Genomic DNA, 17,973 nt, shown 5'->3' with positions numbered 1-17,973 from the left:
CGGTGCCCGATGGGGGACAGTGGTTGACGTGATCCTCACTGTGACAATGAATCCCGCCTACGACATGACCTACCGGGTCGAGCGATTCGAACGTGGACGCCCGCATCGGGTCCGTTCGGTCGAGCAGCGCATCGGCGGCGAGGGCATCAATGTGACGCGGGTGCTCAATCAGCTCGGCCGCTACGCGCGCGCGACGGGATTCTCCGATCACGCCTTCGCGGCCGCCGCCGAGCTGGAACTGCCGGTGGACTTCGTGCACGCGCTGCCGTGGGTCCGGCGCACCGTGGTGATCAGCGAATCCGACGACGGCACCGCCACCGCCCTGGCCGAGCCGGGAGCCCGGGTGACCAACCCGCACGCGGGCGATCAGCTGGCGGTGCGGGTGGCCGGACTGCTGCCCGACATCGGCGGCCTGGTGATCTCTGGGTCGCTGCCAGGGGGTATCGATGCGAGCCTCCCGGCAGCGATCGCCGACACCGCCATCGCGGCCGGGGTGCCCACCATCTGCGATGTCGAGGACGAGGCGCTGCGGCTGGTGGCCAAGGTGCCCGGCGTGGTGCTCATGCCCAACCGCGCCGAACTGCGCACCCTGACCGGGCAGGAACCCGCCACGCCGCGCGAGGTCGCCCGGTGCGCGCGGCCGCTGGTGGAATCCGGGGTGCGGGCAGTGGTCGTGACCAGGGGTGCGCACGGCATGGTCGCGGTCACCGCGCAGGGCGCGTGGGACGCGAGCCTGCCGCGGCCGCTGGCGGGCAACCCGACCGGAGCGGGCGACTCCGCGGCCGCCGCGGTCATCGCCGCCCTGGCCTCACCCGGCGCGCCGGACTGGCCCGCCATCCTCACCGACGCCGTCGCCACCGCCGCCGCCGCGGTGGTCATCCCGGTGGCGGGCGAGATCGACCGGAGTCTGCGCACCCAGCTCGCGCCGACCGTCCGGATCGACGAACTACCGCTGCCCTAGCCTTCGCGCCCGACCTGGTTCGGCTCCGCCGCCTCGGTCGCGGCAGGATCCGCGAGCCTGTCCTCCAGCGGCCAGCCGCCCTCGGCCAGCTGCTCGGCGACCCTGGCCACATCGACCGGATCGGGTTCCTCCATGGCGAGGCGCGCGATGGCGTTCACGATGGCCTCGCGGGTGATCTCCGTCTCCGGGTTGTCGCGCACCAACTCCTCGGCGACCATCACGACTTCGTAGTCGGTCAGATGCCGGTGCAGCACCGCGAACAGCGCGATGTAATCCGAGGTGGGCACGCCCTGCGGATATCCGGCGCGCAGCCAGTCCAGGATGCGCGCGAGCATCCCCGGCCGATCGGCGGACGAGGCCGCTTCGCGCTCGGATGTCGCGGTCGGCTCGGCCGACGCGGGCGTCGGCACCGCCGGGGACGCGGTCTCGGGCTCGGACGCCGCCGGATTCGACTCTGGCTCGGTCATGGGACGACGCCTCCTACTCTCCGAACAGGTGGATCCCCAGCCGGGCGGCCAGGAATGCCTTGGCGGTGTAGAGGATGCCGGTGAGCACCGCCACGATGATCAGGCCGAAACAGGCGTAGGCACCGGCCATCGCGACATGGTTGCGCTCGGCGACGCCGCCTTCGTCGACCGTATCGGCCGCCGACCACCAGCGCACGCCGAGCGCGAACACCGCGGGCAGGCCGGCGCCGAGGACCAACGCGGCCACGACGACATGCCACAGCGAACTCAGATTGGTGAGCAGTGTCTGCACGGGCTGGCTCCTTCTACGGCCGCGTGGGGCGGGTCGGGAACGGCGCATTCCGGTCGGCCTCGACCGGCGCGACGGACTGTGCTTCGGCGGGCTGTGCTTCAGCGAGCTGCGCTGCGGCGGGCTGCGGCTTCGCCGAGGCGGCTGCCGGGGGTGTGTCACCGGGCCACACGTTGACATTGGTGGTGTCGACCCGGTCCCGGCGCGAACGCAACCACATGAACCCGCACAGTCCGATCAGCAGAGCGAACACCACCAGCACGCCGGGCAGCCCGCCGATCGCGTGCGCCACCGCCCAGCAGATCGCGCCGACCAGACCGGCCATCGGCAGCGTCAGCAGCCAGGCCACCGCCATTCGGCCCATCACCGACCAGCGCACCTCCGCGCCCTTGCCGATGCCGCTGCCCAGGATCGAGCCGGTCGCGGTCTGCGTGGTCGACAGCGGCAGGCCGAAGTGCGCCGAACTCAGGATGATGGCCGCCGAGGACGTCTCCGCCGCCAGGCCCTGAGGCGATTCGATGTCCACCAATCCCTTGCCCAGGGTGCGGATGATGCGCCAGCCACCGAGGTAGGTGCCCGCGGCGATGGCGACCGCGCAGGAAGCCATCACCCACAGCGGCAGTTCGTCGTCCTTGGTCACCGTGCCGTAGGCGACCAGCGCCAGGAAGATCACGCCCATCGTCTTCTGCGCGTCGTTGGTGCCGTGCGCGAGCGAGACCAGCGAGGCCGAGCCGACCTGTCCCCAGCGGAATCCCTTGCGTCTGGTCTCCGCGTCGGCGGGGGCGGTGATGCGGTAGACCGCCCAGGTGCCGATCGAGGCGACCAGCGCCGCGACCACGGGGGCGAGCAGCGCGGGCAGCACGATCTTGGTGAGCACCCCCGAGGAGCCCGACGCCCAGATGACCCCGTTCCAGCCGAGTGCGGCGATGGTGGTGCCGATCAAGCCGCCGAACAGCGCGTGCGAGGAGCTGGACGGCAGTCCGAACAGCCAGGTGGCGACGTTCCACAGGATGCCGCCGACCAGTCCGGCGAAGACGATGAGCAACAGGTCCTGCCCGTCGACGGCGTCGAGCTGCACGATTCCCTTGGCCACCGTCGCGGCCACCTCGACCGAGAGGAAGGCACCGACGAGGTTGAGCACCGCCGAGAGCGCCACCGCGACACGAGGCTTGAGCGCGCCGGTGGCGATGGAGGTCGCCATGGCGTTGGCGGTGTCGTGGAAGCCGTTGGTGAAGTCGAATGCGAGGGCCGTCGCGATGACGATCAGCAGCACCAGTAATTCGGCGGTCACCCGTCCAGTGTGCGGTAACCGAAAGTTCGATTGCCATGCAGTTGCCATCCGACGGCGCGACGCATCGGCGCCCTATAATGCCGGACCCCACCCCCGGGCGGCGGCGCTTCCGCCCAGCTCGGCGGCCTGAACCCGCGGCTCAGGGCAGCAGACCGCGCACGGTGTCGATGGTGTCGACCTGATCGGGGGTCTTGTCCGGCCGGTACCGGACCACCCGCGCGAAACGCAGCGCGACGCCGCCGGGATAGCGCGGGCTCACCTGCACGCCGTCGAGGGCGATCTCCACCACCAGTTCCGGCCACAGATACACGGTGTGTTCGTCGCGGGCGCGTTCGTGGCGGGGGAACTCGGCGGTCTGCCAGGCCAGCAGCGCGTCGGTGAGGCCTTTGAACGTCTTGCCGACCATGACCGGCTCGCCGGTGCGCGGATCGCGTGCGCCGAGATGCAGATTGGACAGGTACCCGGTGCGCCTGCCGTACCCCCATTCCGCCCCGAGCACGATCAGATCCAGCGAATGCACCGGTTTGATCTTCAACCAGGACCGCCCGCGCCTGCCCGCCGCGTACGGCGCGCTCAGCGACTTGACCATCAGACCCTCGTGTCCGGCCGCCAGCGCGCCGTCGAGGTATTCGGCGGCGGTCTCGCCATCGGGGCTGATGAGCGCCGGAATGGTGTGCGAGCCCGCGACCGACAGCAGCGCGTCGCGCCGCTGCGACAGCGGCGCGTCCAGCAGATCCCGCCCGTTCAGGTGCAGGCAGTCGAAGAAGTACGGATGCAGCAGCAGTTCGCGCGAGGAGTTGACCGGCGGCAGCAACAGCGCCCCGGGCGGCAGGTGCCGCGCCGTCGCGGCGTCGAACTCCGGGGCGACCGAACCCGCGACGACCGGGTCCTCCCCATCCGACCCCTCGCCGTCGGCACCCTCGCCGTCCGGGCCCTCGCCGTCCGCACCACCGGCATCGTCGGCTGTCGGAGGGAGGAGCGTGGCGAAGCGGCTCATCGTCTCCTGGAACGGCCGCGGACGACCGTCCTCGGTGAGCGCCAGCGTCTCCCCGTCGAGCACCACGCTCTCGCACTCCAACCCGCGCACCAGAGCGACGAGTTCGGGCACGCCGTCGGTGATCTCCCGCAGCGTGCGGGTGAACACCCGGACCTGGGCGCCGTGCCGGTGCACCTGGATGCGAGCGCCGTCGAGCTTGTGCTCGATGCTGACCTCGCCACCGAACTCGGCGGTGGCCTCGTCCAGCGAGGAGCCCGGCGAGGCCAGCATGGGCTGAATGGGCCTGCCCACCTCCAACCGGAACGCCGCGAGTTCCTCGGCGCCACCACGCAGCGCCGCCACGGCGGTCACCGGCAGCCGCCCGGACAGCATGTAGGCGCGGCGTACCACGGGCAGCGGCACTCCGGCCGCCTCGGCCACGGCCTCGGCGACCAGCGCGGTGAGCGCGCCCTGGCGAAGTTCCCCGGTCAGCAGGCGAGGCAGGTACTCCTGTTCGGCCGTGGTCGCCGCCGTCCACAGCTCGGTCAGCAGTTCCTTGCGCCGCGTGCCCGAACCGGGACCGGATTGCGCGGCCACCTGGTCGAGGATGGCTTCCACGGCGGTCACGGTCACGGTGGGCAGTGCGGCAGGCGGCACGGCGTCGAGCCCGGCCAGCGTGCGCCAGCCCGCGCCGAGACGCCCCTGGCTCAGGTCGCCGGACAGCCACGCGACGACCGGCGCGACTTCCTCCGGCGCGGCCGCGCGCAGCAGCTCCGCCAGTGCGGCAACCTTGGCTTTCCTGGACCGCGTGGACCGCACGGCGGCCGAAGTTCGTACGACATCGGCGAACAACACATCTCTCACGGTAACCGTGGGTTTCGGCAACGGCTGTGACCGCACTGCTAATTTCGCATTGGCAGTGCTGCGAAAACCGCTCTAAACTGGACGAATGGCCAAGACTTATGTGGGCGCACGACTGCGCCAGCTGCGCACCGAGCGCGGCCTGAGTCAGGTCGTGCTCGCCCAGCAGCTCGAGATCTCGGCCAGCTACCTGAACCAGATCGAACACGACGTACGCCCGCTGACGGTGCCGGTCCTGCTCAAGATCAGCGACGTGTTCGGCGTGGACGCGACCTTCTTCTCCTCCCAGGACGACACCCGGCTCATCGCCGAGCTCCAGGAGGTCGTGATGGATCAGGAACTCGGCATCGAGGCCGACACCCAGGAGATCGCCGAGATGGTCTCCACACACCCGAGCATGGCGCGCGCCATGGTGGCCATGCACCGCCGCTACCGCAACACCAGCGCCCAACTGGCCGCCGCCACCGAGGACCGATTCGCCGACGGCGCGGGCAGCGCCACCATCTCCAAACCGCACGAGGAAGTGCGCGACTACTTCTATCAGCACCAGAACTACATCCACGAACTCGACACCGCCGCCGAGGAACTCAATTCGCGCATCCGGTTGCACGGCGGCGACGTCAACACCGGCATCGCCCGGATCCTGCGTGAACACGGTGTGCGCATCATCGAACGCATCGATCTCGGCGAGGGCGTGCTGCACCGATACGACCCCGAGGCACTGCGCCTGGAGATCTCCCCGCATCTGTCCGGCGGGCAGCGCACCTTCAAGCTGGCCGCCGAGCTGGCCTACTTCGAATGCGGCGATCTGCTCGAAAAACTGGTCGACGAGGGCAATTTCGCTTCCGAGGACACCCGCAAGCTGGCGATGCTCGGCCTGGCCAACTACTTCGCGGCGGCCACCGTACTGCCCTATACCCACTTCCTCGAGGTGGCCGAGGACTTCCGCTACGACATCGAACGGCTCTCGGCCTTCTTCTCACAGAGCTACGAGACCATCTGTCACCGGCTTTCGACCATGCAGCGCCCGTCCGCGCGCGGAGTGCCGTTCTCCTTCGTCCGGGTGGACCGGGCGGGCAACATGTCCAAACGGCAGTCCGCGACCGGTTTCCACTTCTCCTCCAGCGGCGGCACCTGCCCGCTGTGGAACGTCTACGAGACCTTCGCCTATCCCGGCAAGATCATGACCCAGATCGCGCAGATGCCCGACGGCCGCAAATACCTGTGGGTCGCGCGCACCGTGGAGCGACGCGCGACGCGCTACGGTCAGCCCAGCAAGACCTTCGCGATCGGCCTGGGATGCGAAGTGCGCCATGCGGGCCGGGTGGTCTATGCCGACGGCATCGACCTCGATCAGGTCAAGGCCACGCCGATCGGCGCGGGCTGCCGGGTGTGCGAGCGAGCCAACTGCCCGCAACGGGCGTTCCCCCCGCTGGGCAAGACCCTCGACATCAGCGAACACCGCAGCTCGGTGTCGCCGTATGTGCTGAAATAGCAGCCCTTTTCCTGAAGAATCAGCACAGAACCGGACAGACAGGACGTTTCGTTCACAGAACCGAAACATCAGCAATCCACTTGTCATCGACAGATATTCCGGCGCAACAACCGCTGGCTAACGTTCGCGGCACGAATACAGCCGCTGTATACGCGCCAGAAGGGTTCGCCACATGTCTGATCCACGTTCCACCCGTCGGCAGAGATCACGTCGAGTGCGCAGAGCGCTGGTCGTCCCGACCACGCTCGCGCTCACCGGCCTGCTGCTGACCGCCTGTGGCGCCAAGGACGAAGCAGGTACCGACGTCGCCGCCGCCTCCTGCGTCGACACCTCGGGCTCGAGCATCAAAGTCGGTTCGCTGCACTCGCTCTCGGGCACGATGGCCATCTCCGAGGTCACCGTCGCCAACTCCACCAAGCTGGCCGTCGACCAGATCAACGCCGCGGGCGGCGTGCTCGGCAAGCAGATCGAACTGGTGCTCGAGGACGGCGCGTCCGACCCGAAGACCTTCGCCGAGAAGGCCGAGAAACTCATCAGCTCCGACTGTGTCGCGGCGGTGTTCGGCGGCTGGACCTCGTCGAGCCGAAAGGCCATGCTGCCCAAGTTCGAGAGCCTGAACTCGCTGCTGTACTACCCGGTGCAGTACGAGGGCCTGGAGGACAGCAAGAACATCTTCTACACCGGTGCGACCACCAACCAGCAGATCATCCCGGCGCTGGACTATCTGAAGCAGAAGGGCGTGAAGTCGCTCTATCTGGTGGGTTCGGACTACGTCTTCCCGCAGACCGCCAACCGGGAGATCAAGGCCTACGCCGAGGCCAACGGCATCGAGATCAAGGGCGAGGACTACACCCCACTGGGCTCGACCGACTTCTCCACCATCGTCAACAAGGTCCGTACCGCCGACGCCGACGCCGTGTTCAACACCCTCAACGGCGACTCCAACGTCGCGTTCTTCCGCGAGTACACCAACGCCGGCCTGAAAGCCGCCGACATGCCGGTGGTTTCGGTGTCCATCGCCGAGGAGGAGGTCGCCGGCATCGGCGCGGCGAACATCGCGGGTCAGCTGACCGCCTGGAACTACTACCAGACCGTCGACACCCCGCAGAACAAGGCCTTCGTCGACGCCTACAAGGCCGCCTTCGGCGCCGACAAGCCCACCTCCGACCCGATGGAAGCCGCCTACACCTCGGTCTACCTGTGGAAGAACACCGTCGAGAAGGCGAACTCCTTCGCCGTGGCCGACATCCAGGCCAATGCCGACGGCGTCACCTTCGACGCGCCGGAGGGCCTGGTCACCATCGACGGCTCCAACCACCACATCACCAAGACCGCCCGCATCGGTGAGATCCGGCCCGACGGCCTGATCTACACGGTCTGGGATTCGGGTCAGCCGATCCAGCCGGATCCGTACCTGAAGTCCTACCCGTGGGCCGGCGGACTCTGACCGGGGAGCGCTGACCTCACGTGGATGTACTTGTCGGACAACTCTTCACCGGATTGAGCCTCGGCTCGATTCTGCTGCTCGCCGCACTCGGTCTGTCGCTGACCTTCGGTCAGATGGGCGTGATCAACATGGCCCACGGGGAATTCATCATGGCCGGTTGCTACACGACCTACGTCGTGCAGAAAGTGTTCACCTCCGCGGGGGTGTCGCTGTTCGTGGCGCTGATCATCGGATTCCTCGTCGGCGGCGCGCTGGGCGCGGTGCTGGAGATGGGGTTGATCCGCTGGATGTACGACCGGCCGCTGGACACGCTGCTGGTGACATTCGGTGTGGGCCTGGTTCTGCAGCAGCTGGCCCGCGACATCTTCGGCGCACCCGCCAAGAACGTGCTGGTGCCCGAATTCCTCAGCGGCGGCGTCGAGATCATGGGCGCCGTCGTTCCGAAGACGCGAATCTTCATCCTGGTGCTGGCGATCGTCGCGGTGACGGTGCTCGCGACGATGCTGAAGGCGACGCCGCTGGGCAGGCGGATCAGGGCCGTGGTGCAGAACCGCGGCCTGGCCGAGACCAGCGGCGTGTCCAGCCGTTTCACCGATATCGGCACCTTCTTCATCGGTTCCGGCCTCGCCGGTGTGGCCGGTGTGGCGCTGACATTGATCGGCTCGACCAGCCCGACCATCGGACAGAGCTATCTGATCGACGCCTTCCTGGTGGTCGTGATCGGTGGCCTCGGGCAGATCAAGGGCACGGTCATCGCGGCCTTCGCCCTCGGCCTGCTCAATTCCTTCATCGAGTACTCGACCACCGCCTCGATCGCGAAGGTGATCGTCTTCGTGATCATCGTGATCGTGCTGCAGGTCCGCCCGCAGGGTCTGTTCACGGTCCGGACAAGGAGCCTGGCGTGACCTCACTCGTGTCTTCCTGGCAACAATCACTGCGGCGACGCTCCTCGCTCACCGCCCTCGCGGGCTTCGCCGTCGCCGCGATCCTGTTGTTCGCGGTGGCGCCCGCGGTGCTCAGCGATTTCCGGTTGAACCTGCTGGCGAAGTTCCTGTGTTTCGCGATCGTGGCGGCGGGCATCGGCCTGGCTTGGGGGCGCGGCGGCATGCTGACCCTCGGCCAGGGCGTGTTCTTCGGCCTCGGCGCCTACATCATGGCCATGCACATGCAGATGGCCGATGCCGCCCGACTCGGTCAGGACGTGCCCGGCTTCATGCAGATCGCCGGTATCCGTGAGCTGCCGACGCTGTGGCAGCCGTTCGCCTCGGCGCCGGTCGCGCTCATCGCCATCCTGGTGGTGCCCGGTCTGGTCGCGGCGGTGCTCGGCTACGGGGTGTTCAAACGCCGGGTCAAGGGCGCCTACTTCGCCATCCTGAGCCAGGCGCTCGCGGCGGCGATGGCCATCCTGCTCACCGGTCAGCAGATGCTCGGCGGTTTCACCGGCCTGTCGGACTTCCGCGCCTTCTTCGGCTTCAAGCTCTCCGACCCGGCCAACCGCCAGATGTTGTTCTTCATCGCCTCGGGCACGCTGCTCGTGGTGGTCGCCATCGTGCGCCAGTTGATGCACAGCCGCTACGGCGAACTGCTGGTCGCCGTGCGCGATCAGGAGGAACGGGTCCGCTTCCTCGGCTACGACCCGGCTGACGTCAAGATCCTCGCCTATGTGGTGGCGGCCTTCTTCGCCGGTATCGCGGGCGCGCTGTTCACCCCGATCGTCGGCATCATCTCCCCCGCCGACATCGGCGTGGTGCCCTCGATCGCCTTCCTGATCGGCGTCGCCATCGGCGGCCGGACCACCCTGCTCGGCCCGGTGCTCGGCGCGATCGGCGTGGCCTGGGCGCAGACCACCCTGTCCGAGCAGTTCCCCTCGGGCTGGACCTACCTGCAGGGCATCCTGTTCATCGTCGTGGTCGGCTTCATCCCCGCCGGTCTGGCCGGTGTGTGGCCGATGGCGAAGGGGTTCTGGCAGTCCCGCTTCGGCCGGCCCACCACCCCGGACATACCCCCGTCGGTCGAGGCGGTGCCCTCGGGTGCGGCCACGCCCTCGAGTGACGCCGTGCCCGCGGTCGCCGACCCGAAGACGCTCGCCACACCGGACAAGGCCGCTTCCGAAGAAGGCGTCTCGGAGAAGGCCCGATCGGACGAGGCCACGCCGGGCGAAGAGCAGAAAGTGGAATCGCGATGACCGCCCCCACACACGAGCCCAAGCTCGGCGGTAACGCCGGTATGGACAGCGAGTACCTCGAAATCCGTGGCTTGTCGGTCAGTTTCGACGGCTTCAAGGCCGTGACCGAGGTCGATCTGACGGTGCTGCAGGGCGACCTGCGGTTCCTCATCGGCCCCAACGGCGCGGGCAAGACCACCCTGATCGACGCCATCACCGGCCTGGTGCCCGCCACCGGGTCGGCCCAGAAATCCGGCGCCGAACTGCTCGGCAAGAAAGTGCACCAGATCGCCCGCCTCGGGGTCGGGCGAACCTTCCAGACGGCCAGCGTCTTCGAGGAACTGTCGGTATTGCAGAACCTCGACATCGCCGCGGGCGCGGGCCGCTCCTTTCTGACCATGCTGCGCAGACGCAAGGCGGTGCTGCCCGCCATCGAGGAAGCGCTCGAGACCACCGGGCTCACCGCGCTGCGCGACAAGCCCGCCGGTGTGCTCGCCCACGGCCAGAAGCAGTGGCTCGAGATCGGCATGCTGCTGGTGCAGAACGCCTCGGTGCTGCTGCTCGACGAGCCGGTGGCGGGCATGAGCGCCGAGGAACGCGAGGAGACCGGAAACCTGTTGCGGCGCATCGGGGCCGAGCGGGTGGTCGTGGTCGTGGAGCACGACATGGAGTTCATGCGCCGGTTCGCCACCTCGGTGACGGTGCTGGCGGGCGGCAAGGTGCTCAGCGAGGGCACCGTCGAGCAGGTGCAGGCCGACCCGAAGGTGCAGGAGGTCTACCTCGGCACCGCGGCGGCGATCGGCACCGACCTCGAGAACGAGGACAGCGCGCCCGCGACCGACACCCCCACCGCCTCGGAGGCCGTCGTGGCGGAGAACTCCGGCGACGCGGCCGAGGGCGGTAAGTCCGAGAACGAGAAGGAGTCCGACGATGCTCGAACTCGTTGACATCAGGTCCGGCTACGGACGCACCGAGGTCGTCCACGGCGTCTCGCTGACCGTCCCCGACGACAGCGTGGTCGCCGTCATGGGCCACAACGGCGCGGGCAAGACCACCCTGCTGCGCACCGCCGTCGGGCTGATCGGCGCCACATCCGGCGAGATCCGGTTCGACGGGGAGAACATCACCAGGTACTCCCCCTCCAAGCGGGTCAAGCGCGGCATCGCCTACGTCCCGCAGGGGCAGCAGAGTTTTCCCCAGCTGACCACAGCCGAGAACCTGCAGGTGGTCGCCGACGGTCGCAAGCGCGGCAAGGCGCTGATCGAGCAATCCCTCGACCTGTTCCCCGCGCTGCGCGAACTGCTCACCCGCAAGGCCGGTCTGCTCTCCGGCGGCCAGCGCCAGCAGCTGGCGATCGCGCGCGCGCTGATCACCGAGCCGAAGCTGCTGATCCTGGACGAGCCGACCGAGGGCATCCAGCCGTCGGTGGTGGCCGAGATCGAACGCACCATCATCGATCTCACCCGTCGCGGTGGGCTCAGCGTGCTGCTCGTCGAACAGCACATCGGCTTCGCCCTGCAGGCCGCGCAGCGCTACTACGTGCTGGAATCGGGCAGAGTGACGTCGAGTGGCGAAGGCGGCAAGGGCGCGGAAACCGCGGTGCGCGCCGCGATGGCGATCTGAGCGCACCATGACGCGCCGGCGCCGGGTGCCGCTGGGGGAACAGGTCTATCACCAGCTGCGCCACGATCTGGCCACCGGTGCCGTCGTGCCCACCGAACGGCTCAGCGAGGAACGCCTCGCCGGGGCCTACGGCGTCTCCCGCACACCCGTGCGCGAGGCACTGACCCGCTTGCAGGCCGACGGCCTGATCGAGCGCCACCCGGACGGCCTGTACCCCTACCGCCCGCGCCTGGAGGATCTCGACGACCTCTTCGAACTGCGAGTCACGCTGGAGGCCAGGGGTATCGAGCGCGTCACCGGGCCCCGTGCGGTGTCCGGCGCACCCCGCGCCCACGACCTCGACGAGGTCCGTGCCCAGCTGCGGCACTGGCGCCGCATGCGCGAGTCTCCGCCCGTGCCGAGCCTGAGCCTGCTCACCGAGGACGAACGCTTCCACACCGCCCTGCTCGCCGCCGCGGGCAACATCGCACTGGCCGATGCTCTGGCCTCCGTGCACGTCCGCCTGCGCCCGGTCCGCATCCTGGATCTGCCCACCCCGGAACGCATCACCCAGATGATCGCCGAGCACATCACCATCGCCGAGCACGTGCTGGCCGGTGAACCCGAGATCGCCCTGTCCGTGCTGATCTCCCATATCGAATCGTCGCGATCGCACGTGCTGACCCGCACCGGCCACGCACTCGAAATGGCCGAACTCGGCCGGGCCGTACGGGATTGAGCGCTGCGCGACCGGTCGCTCACTATCAGTCGAATTCGATACCATGGCTCGCTGCGAATCGCGCTCGTCACCAAGCGATCAGAGCGAAGACGAACCCCATGAACACGACGAGCACCCCGGCACCTGTCGCCACCCGAACCAGCAAGGGATGGAGGCGATAGAGCATCTCGGCGGCCCAGTACAGGGCGGCCAGGAACACGATCGGCAACACGGCGAGCAGCAGGATCGCCGTGATCGGGCCGAGAATCCACCCCGCGACGCGGAATCTTCCCCACAGGGTGCCCAACACGAGCGGGATCACGACGCTGCCCGCGAATCCGCCCAGCAGCCCCGGCCAGCCGTCACCGATCCACGGCACCTTCGGCACGCCGATCACGAGACCGCTCAGCCGAATGTTCGCGACACCCAGCACGTCCAGCGTCGAAAGCACGCCGAGCACGACGATCAGTCCCGCCGTGACGCACAGCGCGCCGAAGTAGTACCACCTGCGCGGCGCACTCCAGTCGACCTGAGTGCCGTGGAACATGGTGGCGGCGGTGACCGCGGCCCAGACCAGCCAGGCGCGGATGGTCGGTGTGCCGGTGGCGATCATCGCGTCACGGAAGACGCGGTCGGCCTCGTCCCGGTAGATTTTGCGCCCGGCGTGATAGCTGTCCGGCTCGTTCTTCGCCATGACCAGGCCGTCATGCAGGATCGCCGCGGGAAGGTGCGATCCGGTCTTCGGCACCAGCCAGGTCAGGAAGGACGGGACCGACGTGAGATCGGTGGTCCACGTCAGGTCCTTCGGCACCACGATCCGGCCGATCTCCGGGTCGACATAGCCGATCCGGCGCGACAACCGGAACCGCTCGCGCCCGTTTTCATCGAGGTCTCGGACCATCTGGATGGTGAGATCCGTCGTCCACCTCGCATGGTCGAGGTCGTCACCGACGACGCTGTAGAACGGCCCGCCCTCTTCCTCGACCGTGATCTCCATCGCCACAGCCTGACAGCGGATCACTCCTTCCCCACACGCCCACGCCGCCCGCGACGAAAATGGGACGCGTGATCACCGAACACGTAGTGCTGCCTGTCGTCCCCGGCCGCGAAGAGGATTTCGAGGCCGCCTTCGCCCAGGCCCGCACCATCATCGAATCCATGCCCGGCTTCCTGCGCCTGACCCTCTCGCGCTCCATCGAATCCCCCAGCAACTACTTGCTTCTGGTCGACTGGGAACGCCTCGAAGACCACACCGAAGGCTTCCGCCTCTCCCCTGAATTCCAGCGCTGGAAGGAACTCCTCCACCACTTCTACGACCCGTTCCCCACTGTCGAGCACTTCCACCAGATCGCCTGACCCGAGGAGCGGTCCCCGCCGAGTCGCTGTCAGGGGCAGCGAGTACAACAGCCTCGATCAGTCGGTGACCTTCGGATGCCCGACCGACGCAGCTTGCAGCCACAGGGTGCGCTTCTCGACATCGACCAGGTAGAAGATCCGCCCGCTGCCGGTCACCTCCACCTGCCATTGCTCCATGTCGACACCGCGGTGCCGCGATGTCGCGAGCCTGCCCTTCAACCGGTGGTGCCGTGGCGTCGGCACCGGAGCATCCTGCCGCGAACGCAACGCTTCCCACGCGGCCAGGGTGTTTCCTGGTGCTTGCTGACAGAAGTCTTCCCAGCCCTTCGCCGCCTCACCCGTCGCGAACCGCAACTCCCAGTGTTCGCCGCATGCCGGCGGCGCAACACGGTCCCCCCGCTTCGGGCTCATGACTCATCCGGCTTCGGGACCGGCCCCAAATCCTCGTCGGATTCCCGGCTCAGGATCGCGGCCAGTTCGGGATCAGCTAAGACTTCGGCCGTGTGCCGCCAACTCTCGATCACCTGAACAACAGGCGCGGGATTGTGCAGCGAGTCCGCCGCCCGCATCGTCGAGACCAGTTCCAGGACGAACTCCTGTACCTCGGAACGAGATAGGAACGCGACCCACGGAAATACCTCGGGTAGGACGTCGGTGACCAGCCGTCGCGCTTCAGAGTCGCGCTGCATCATGGCGACGAACATCTGCGTGGTCACCGAAGCGGCGGTGCGCTCGAGTTCCGCGCGCGCGGCGGTGGTCAGTACCAGGTCTTCGGCGTCCCTTCGGCGGACCAAGAGGGACTGTTCAGGGGTGCGGCGCAGTCGCTCGACCGTCGCCTTGCCGTGCAACTGCAACTCCGAGAACGGCACCTCTTGAACAGTCATACTTATAAAGTACTTTAAAGGTGTCCCCGTGTCGACAGCTCTGGCGTCGGAGCCGTCGGCGCCGACATCCGGGTACCGAATTGTCAGCGGCCTCCGGTGCCGGGCGAGCCTGCTCCGGGCAGGCCCCCGCCCACGCCGCCGACGTCGGTGATCGTCCAGTTCGAGGCACGGTCCATGGTGACCGTGTAGGTGGCTGTGGCGGCCACGCCGTCGGGGGTCTGCTTGCTCTTGGAGGTCATGTCGACGAAGACCTGGACCACGAACCGGTCGCCGTCGGTCTCGGAGCCGTCGGCGGCCAGCAGGCGCGCGGTCGCGGTGTACTCCATCTGGCTCAGCCAGGGGCCCACCACGTCGACAGCGGCTTCGAGCTTGGGGGCGAGTTGCTGGCTGACGCCGTCGGTGAGTGCCTTGCGCCAGGCGTCGAGGTCACGGAAGTCGACTGCCGAGACGCGCAGCGCGTATTCCGAGGCCGCGGCCTCGGTGTCCAGGCGCCCGGTTCCCTCGGATCGAGCTCCGGAGCGCGAAGACCGGTTCGCCCAGCGCGGAGAGGTTTTCCACGCGCATCTCGCCCTCGACCGGGATGCGGTACTTGCTGGACCCGGTGACCACGCAGCTGTCGGATTCGATTGACAGCTCGGTCGCCCTCACCGAGCAGATGGCGCCGTTGCTCGCCTCGGCACTGCTGGTGGCGCGCACGACGGCGCGGGCGAAGCAGGCGGCCCGAGTCGCGCAGGACCGTGGTGACGGTGTAGTCGCCGACATCGCCGAGATCGAGCACCATGCTCGGGCCGATTGCCTCGCCGCCCGGCATCGGGATCAATTCCAGGGCAGTCGAGCCGAAGATATTGGCGGAGACGAAGCGGGTGTGCATGGCTGTGGACAGTTCACGCACCCAGGCGAAGAATCGGGCGACCAGCTCCGCTGCCACCGCGGTGTCGATATCGACGCCCGCGCGCCTGGCCAGGCCGTCGAGTTCGTGTCGCACCGAGCCGACCAGCATGGCGGCCACCGCGGGATCGCGCATCACCGGCAGCGCGGCGTTGTCCTCGACCAGTCTGCGCGCCACCGGATGGGCGCGCGCCACGCGAACGGCCTGCACGATCCACTCGATCGCCCGCTCCAGCGGGTCCTCGATCGCATCGATGGCCTCGTGGAACCGGTCGACGACGCGCGCGAGTTCCCAGGCCAGCGCACGGCGCACGAGTTCCTCTTTCGAGACGAAGCGCCGGAGCACCGTCGCCCGCCCCACTCCGGCGTCCGCGGCGACATCGGCGACGGTCATCCTCTCGATGCCGTGCCTGCTGAGGCAGTCGATGGACGCCTGAAGGATGGCCGCGTCGGTGGTATCCCCTTCGTCAGGCGACGAGACCAGTGCATCGATCAGCAGCGAACGCACCGGCTTGAGACTCATAGTTCGGTGACAGTATCACCGATCGCATCGCCCGAAAGATACTTCGTGGTCCAAGGGCACATTTTGTCCCGAAGGCAGTCCGCAGCGGCTCCGACGACTCCCGGCAGCGGCAGCCCACCCCACCCTTCTCGGGCACGGACCCGAGAGGCGGACGGCGGACTGTTCAGCAGTCGGTCTGGAAGGGGAAGCAGGCGTTCGGCCCGGGCGGGGTCGTGGTCGGCTCCACGGTGACCGTGCCCGGGATGCGCGTGGAACTCGTGCCCGGTTCCGACACGCCGTCGTCGGTCGTCTGCGCGGTCACGATGACGACGAGCACCGCGAGCAGGCCGAGCCCGGCGACCGCCAGCACCACCCAGGCGAGGGAACTCCGCAGACGCGACTGCGGATTCGGGGCCGGGGGTTGTTGCACGGGAAACGGCGGAGCCAAGGATTCCGGCGGCAGCGGATTCAACCGTCCGGGACGGGAGGTCGTCCCCGGGCCTGCGGGCATCGGATCCGTGGGCACCTCCTCGAATCCCGGGGGCGGTGGGGCGGAGGCGCCGGTGGGCCCGGAGCCCGGCGGCGGAGGCGGTGGGGCTGCCGCGGCCGTGGGCCCGGAGCCTGGCGGCGGAGGCGGAGGCGCCGCCACGGCCGTGGTCCCACCCGGCGGCGGAGGCGGAGGGGCACCGGGGGTGGGCGGGGGCACGTACACCGGCGGCTGTGTCGATTCCGGTGACGGCCCGGACTCCGGAGCCGTTGGCGAATCGGCGGGCGAGAACACCTGGCGGGCATGCGCTCCCGGGTCGACAGCATCGGGAACATCCTCGGCAGGCTCGGATGCGGAGGCATGGGGGGATACGGGTGCCGCCGCCATCGGGATAGCGCCGGAGGCCGTCCGATCCTCCGGCGCGGGCTCCGCCTCCGGCGCCGGGGAGTCCGATAGTCGGGATGCCGCCGCGGGCTCGGAGGGCGGTGGCGGCGGCATCGCAGCTGCGCTCGGCGTCGCCTCGGGCGGTGCGGGCATCGGGATGGCCCCTGAAGCTGTCCGCTCCGGCTCGGTCGCGAAGGTCGCATCAGCTGCGGACGAGCCCGGGAAGGACGAAGCCGAGGGGATCGGCATCGGCTCAGAGGGTTCCGGGTCGGACGGCACGACGGGTTCGGGGTCGGACGGCACGACGGGTTCGGGGTCGGACGGCACCACGGGCTCCGACTCAGACGGCACCACGGGCTCCGACTCGGACGACACGACGGGGCCCGAGGCAGCTGGAGGCGGCGCGACGGCCGCCGGGGCGGCGGTTCGCCGACGTGGCTCGCGCCCGCCGGGGTTGCGATCGTCGAATCCGTCGGCTCGCAGATCCGCGCGCGAGAGCCCCTCCCCCACGTCGAGCGCGTCGACCGCGCCGAGTACCCGGTCGACATCCCAGACCGTCGGTTCGTCGCCGAAGTTCTCGATGTAGGAACGGAATTCCGCGGTGTCGGTGGCATTGGCGACGACCACGTCGAGCCCGGGCCGAAGGTTCGTGCGCGCGGGCCGGACCACGACACCGCGGTAGGGCAGCAGCGCGACGAATCCACAGACGTGGCCGGGGTCGAGCAACGCGCGTTCCAGCGTGGTGCGCACCGCGTAGACGCCGTGTTCGAGCTCCTCCGACGGCGAGGATTCGTCGTCGAGATCCACCGGTTCCCCGCTGATCTTCCACGGTCCGCCCGCACGCGCGCTCAGGATGCCGCTCTGGCGACGCCGGAACCCCCTCACCTCGGCGACCGTGATGCCGCGCGGGGTGATGAGCACGGCGTCGACCCGTCGGTTGCCGCGATCCACCCGCACGTCGACAAGCGTCAGACAGGTGGTCCGCAACGCACGGAGGCAGTCCACGAATTCTCTTTCGGCCGCGGACAATTCCGCCTCCGGCCTGATACTCACCAACATCGCGTCGACCTCAGCCCCTGTTTGTCGCCTTGTGGGGCGCACCGACTCCCCCCACCGGTACTGATATTGCCGGGCTCGGCCGTCGAAAACCACCGCAGGAGTATTCAACTCCCGAGGAGGTGCCAGGCGGGTAGCCTCGGCG

Annotated in this window: 17 protein-coding genes and 2 pseudogenes; 9 read left to right on the top strand and 10 right to left on the bottom strand. The window is 68.6% G+C overall.

The window, feature by feature from the left end; translation table 11 throughout:
- Window positions 1-28: 28 nt before the first annotated feature.
- Window positions 29-961 (top strand): hexose kinase, encoded by a 933-nt coding sequence (locus tag IU449_RS23355; protein WP_324188396.1) that lies wholly within the window; start codon window positions 29-31, stop codon window positions 959-961.
- Here IU449_RS23355 and IU449_RS23350 read toward each other — a convergent pair.
- The 4 genes from IU449_RS23350 to IU449_RS23335 form a co-directional block, all read right to left on the bottom strand.
- Entirely contained in the window at window positions 958-1,428 is a 471-nt protein-coding gene (locus tag IU449_RS23350) for a DUF3349 domain-containing protein (protein ID WP_228805578.1), read from the bottom strand. The two genes, IU449_RS23355 and IU449_RS23350, sit on opposite strands and share 4 nt — an antisense overlap.
- A 13-nt stretch (window positions 1,429-1,441) precedes the next feature.
- Window positions 1,442-1,720, bottom strand: coding sequence for a hypothetical protein (locus tag IU449_RS23345; protein WP_195004288.1), 279 nt, complete (start codon window positions 1,718-1,720; stop codon window positions 1,442-1,444).
- A 13-nt stretch (window positions 1,721-1,733) separates the two neighbouring features.
- Window positions 1,734-3,008, bottom strand: a complete 1,275-nt coding sequence (locus IU449_RS23340) for an inorganic phosphate transporter (RefSeq protein WP_195004287.1) — start codon at window positions 3,006-3,008, stop codon at window positions 1,734-1,736.
- A 139-nt stretch (window positions 3,009-3,147) separates the two neighbouring features.
- The gene (locus tag IU449_RS23335) at window positions 3,148-4,839 is read right to left on the bottom strand and encodes an ATP-dependent DNA ligase (RefSeq protein WP_195004286.1); all 1,692 of its coding nucleotides are present in this window, start codon (window positions 4,837-4,839) and stop codon (window positions 3,148-3,150) included.
- Window positions 4,840-4,933: 94 nt separating this feature from the next.
- Between IU449_RS23335 and ramB the strand changes: the two genes are divergently transcribed.
- The 7 genes and pseudogenes from ramB (at window position 4,934) to IU449_RS23300 (ending at window position 12,292) form a co-directional block, all read left to right on the top strand.
- On the top strand, window positions 4,934-6,340 hold the full coding sequence (gene ramB / locus IU449_RS23330) for an acetate metabolism transcriptional regulator RamB (protein ID WP_195004285.1): 1,407 nt from the start codon (window positions 4,934-4,936) through the stop codon (window positions 6,338-6,340).
- Window positions 6,341-6,512: 172 nt separating this feature from the next.
- Entirely contained in the window at window positions 6,513-7,787 is a 1,275-nt protein-coding gene (urtA, locus tag IU449_RS23325; RefSeq protein ID WP_195004284.1) for an urea ABC transporter substrate-binding protein, read from the top strand.
- 20 nt (window positions 7,788-7,807) lie between these two features.
- Window positions 7,808-8,692 (top strand): urea ABC transporter permease subunit UrtB, encoded by an 885-nt coding sequence (gene urtB / locus IU449_RS23320; RefSeq protein WP_195004283.1) that lies wholly within the window; start codon window positions 7,808-7,810, stop codon window positions 8,690-8,692.
- Window positions 8,693-8,721: 29 nt separating this feature from the next.
- Window positions 8,722-9,727, top strand: a pseudogene (urtC, locus tag IU449_RS23315) (urea ABC transporter permease subunit UrtC); the annotation flags it as partial.
- A gap of 241 nt (window positions 9,728-9,968) precedes the next feature.
- Window positions 9,969-10,787: pseudogene (gene urtD, locus IU449_RS23310) on the top strand (urea ABC transporter ATP-binding protein UrtD); the annotation flags it as partial.
- A gap of 94 nt (window positions 10,788-10,881) precedes the next feature.
- Window positions 10,882-11,574 (top strand): urea ABC transporter ATP-binding subunit UrtE, encoded by a 693-nt coding sequence (urtE, locus tag IU449_RS23305; protein ID WP_195004282.1) that lies wholly within the window; start codon window positions 10,882-10,884, stop codon window positions 11,572-11,574.
- Window positions 11,575-11,581: 7 nt separating this feature from the next.
- Window positions 11,582-12,292 (top strand): GntR family transcriptional regulator, encoded by a 711-nt coding sequence (locus IU449_RS23300; RefSeq protein ID WP_195004281.1) that lies wholly within the window; start codon window positions 11,582-11,584, stop codon window positions 12,290-12,292.
- Window positions 12,293-12,359: 67 nt separating this feature from the next.
- Here IU449_RS23300 and IU449_RS23295 read toward each other — a convergent pair whose 3' ends face one another.
- Window positions 12,360-13,268, bottom strand: coding sequence for a DUF1353 domain-containing protein (locus tag IU449_RS23295; protein ID WP_195004280.1), 909 nt, complete (start codon window positions 13,266-13,268; stop codon window positions 12,360-12,362).
- 68 nt (window positions 13,269-13,336) lie between these two features.
- Here IU449_RS23295 and IU449_RS23290 point away from each other — a divergent pair, with 68 nt between their 5' ends.
- A complete protein-coding gene (locus tag IU449_RS23290; RefSeq protein WP_195004279.1) occupies window positions 13,337-13,627 on the top strand; it encodes an antibiotic biosynthesis monooxygenase family protein in 291 nt (96 codons plus the stop codon).
- 57 nt (window positions 13,628-13,684) lie between these two features.
- Here the strand turns inward: IU449_RS23290 and IU449_RS23285 are convergent, their stop codons facing one another.
- The 5 genes from IU449_RS23285 to IU449_RS23265 form a co-directional block, all read right to left on the bottom strand.
- A complete protein-coding gene (locus IU449_RS23285) occupies window positions 13,685-14,038 on the bottom strand; it encodes a hypothetical protein (protein ID WP_195004278.1) in 354 nt (117 codons plus the stop codon).
- Window positions 14,035-14,511: a hypothetical protein gene (locus IU449_RS23280; RefSeq protein WP_195004277.1), complete on the bottom strand. Its 477-nt coding sequence runs from the start codon at window positions 14,509-14,511 to the stop codon at window positions 14,035-14,037. Before IU449_RS23280 ends, IU449_RS23285 begins: the two co-directional genes overlap by 4 nt.
- 83 nt (window positions 14,512-14,594) lie before the next feature.
- Complete coding sequence (locus IU449_RS23275) at window positions 14,595-14,837, bottom strand: hypothetical protein (protein ID WP_195004276.1); 243 nt, start codon at window positions 14,835-14,837, stop codon at window positions 14,595-14,597.
- Between the two features lie 5 nt (window positions 14,838-14,842).
- Complete coding sequence (locus tag IU449_RS23270; RefSeq protein WP_195004275.1) at window positions 14,843-15,922, bottom strand: TetR/AcrR family transcriptional regulator; 1,080 nt, start codon at window positions 15,920-15,922, stop codon at window positions 14,843-14,845.
- Window positions 15,923-16,085: 163 nt separating this feature from the next.
- A complete protein-coding gene (locus IU449_RS23265; protein ID WP_195004422.1) occupies window positions 16,086-17,831 on the bottom strand; it encodes an NERD domain-containing protein in 1,746 nt (581 codons plus the stop codon).
- Window positions 17,832-17,973 lie beyond the last annotated feature (142 nt).

The sequence above is a fragment of the Nocardia higoensis genome (genome assembly GCF_015477835.1).
GTDB classification, from domain to species: domain Bacteria; phylum Actinomycetota; class Actinomycetes; order Mycobacteriales; family Mycobacteriaceae; genus Nocardia; species Nocardia higoensis_A.
The sequence above is the reverse complement of the archived record's forward strand: the minus strand, read 5'-3'. Positions and strand labels throughout refer to the sequence as shown.

Excerpts from the sequence above, each read along its gene's own strand:
- urtA (WP_195004284.1), top strand. The coding sequence starts at position 6,513 with ATGTCTGATCCACGTTCCACCCGTCGGCAGAGATCACGTCGAGTGCGC.
- ramB (WP_195004285.1), top strand. The coding sequence starts at position 4,934 with ATGGCCAAGACTTATGTGGGCGCACGACTGCGCCAGCTGCGCACCGAG.
- IU449_RS23350 (WP_228805578.1), bottom strand. The coding sequence starts at position 1,428 with ATGACCGAGCCAGAGTCGAATCCGGCGGCGTCCGAGCCCGAGACCGCG.
- IU449_RS23285 (WP_195004278.1), bottom strand. The coding sequence starts at position 14,038 with ATGAGCCCGAAGCGGGGGGACCGTGTTGCGCCGCCGGCATGCGGCGAA.
- IU449_RS23295 (WP_195004280.1), bottom strand. The coding sequence starts at position 13,268 with ATGGAGATCACGGTCGAGGAAGAGGGCGGGCCGTTCTACAGCGTCGTC.
- IU449_RS23265 (WP_195004422.1), bottom strand. The coding sequence starts at position 17,831 with ATGTTGGTGAGTATCAGGCCGGAGGCGGAATTGTCCGCGGCCGAAAGA.
- IU449_RS23270 (WP_195004275.1), bottom strand. The coding sequence starts at position 15,922 with ATGAGTCTCAAGCCGGTGCGTTCGCTGCTGATCGATGCACTGGTCTCG.
- IU449_RS23300 (WP_195004281.1), top strand. The coding sequence starts at position 11,582 with ATGACGCGCCGGCGCCGGGTGCCGCTGGGGGAACAGGTCTATCACCAG.
- IU449_RS23280 (WP_195004277.1), bottom strand. The coding sequence starts at position 14,511 with ATGACTGTTCAAGAGGTGCCGTTCTCGGAGTTGCAGTTGCACGGCAAG.
- IU449_RS23275 (WP_195004276.1), bottom strand. The coding sequence starts at position 14,837 with ATGGAGTACACCGCGACCGCGCGCCTGCTGGCCGCCGACGGCTCCGAG.
- urtE (WP_195004282.1), top strand. The coding sequence starts at position 10,882 with ATGCTCGAACTCGTTGACATCAGGTCCGGCTACGGACGCACCGAGGTC.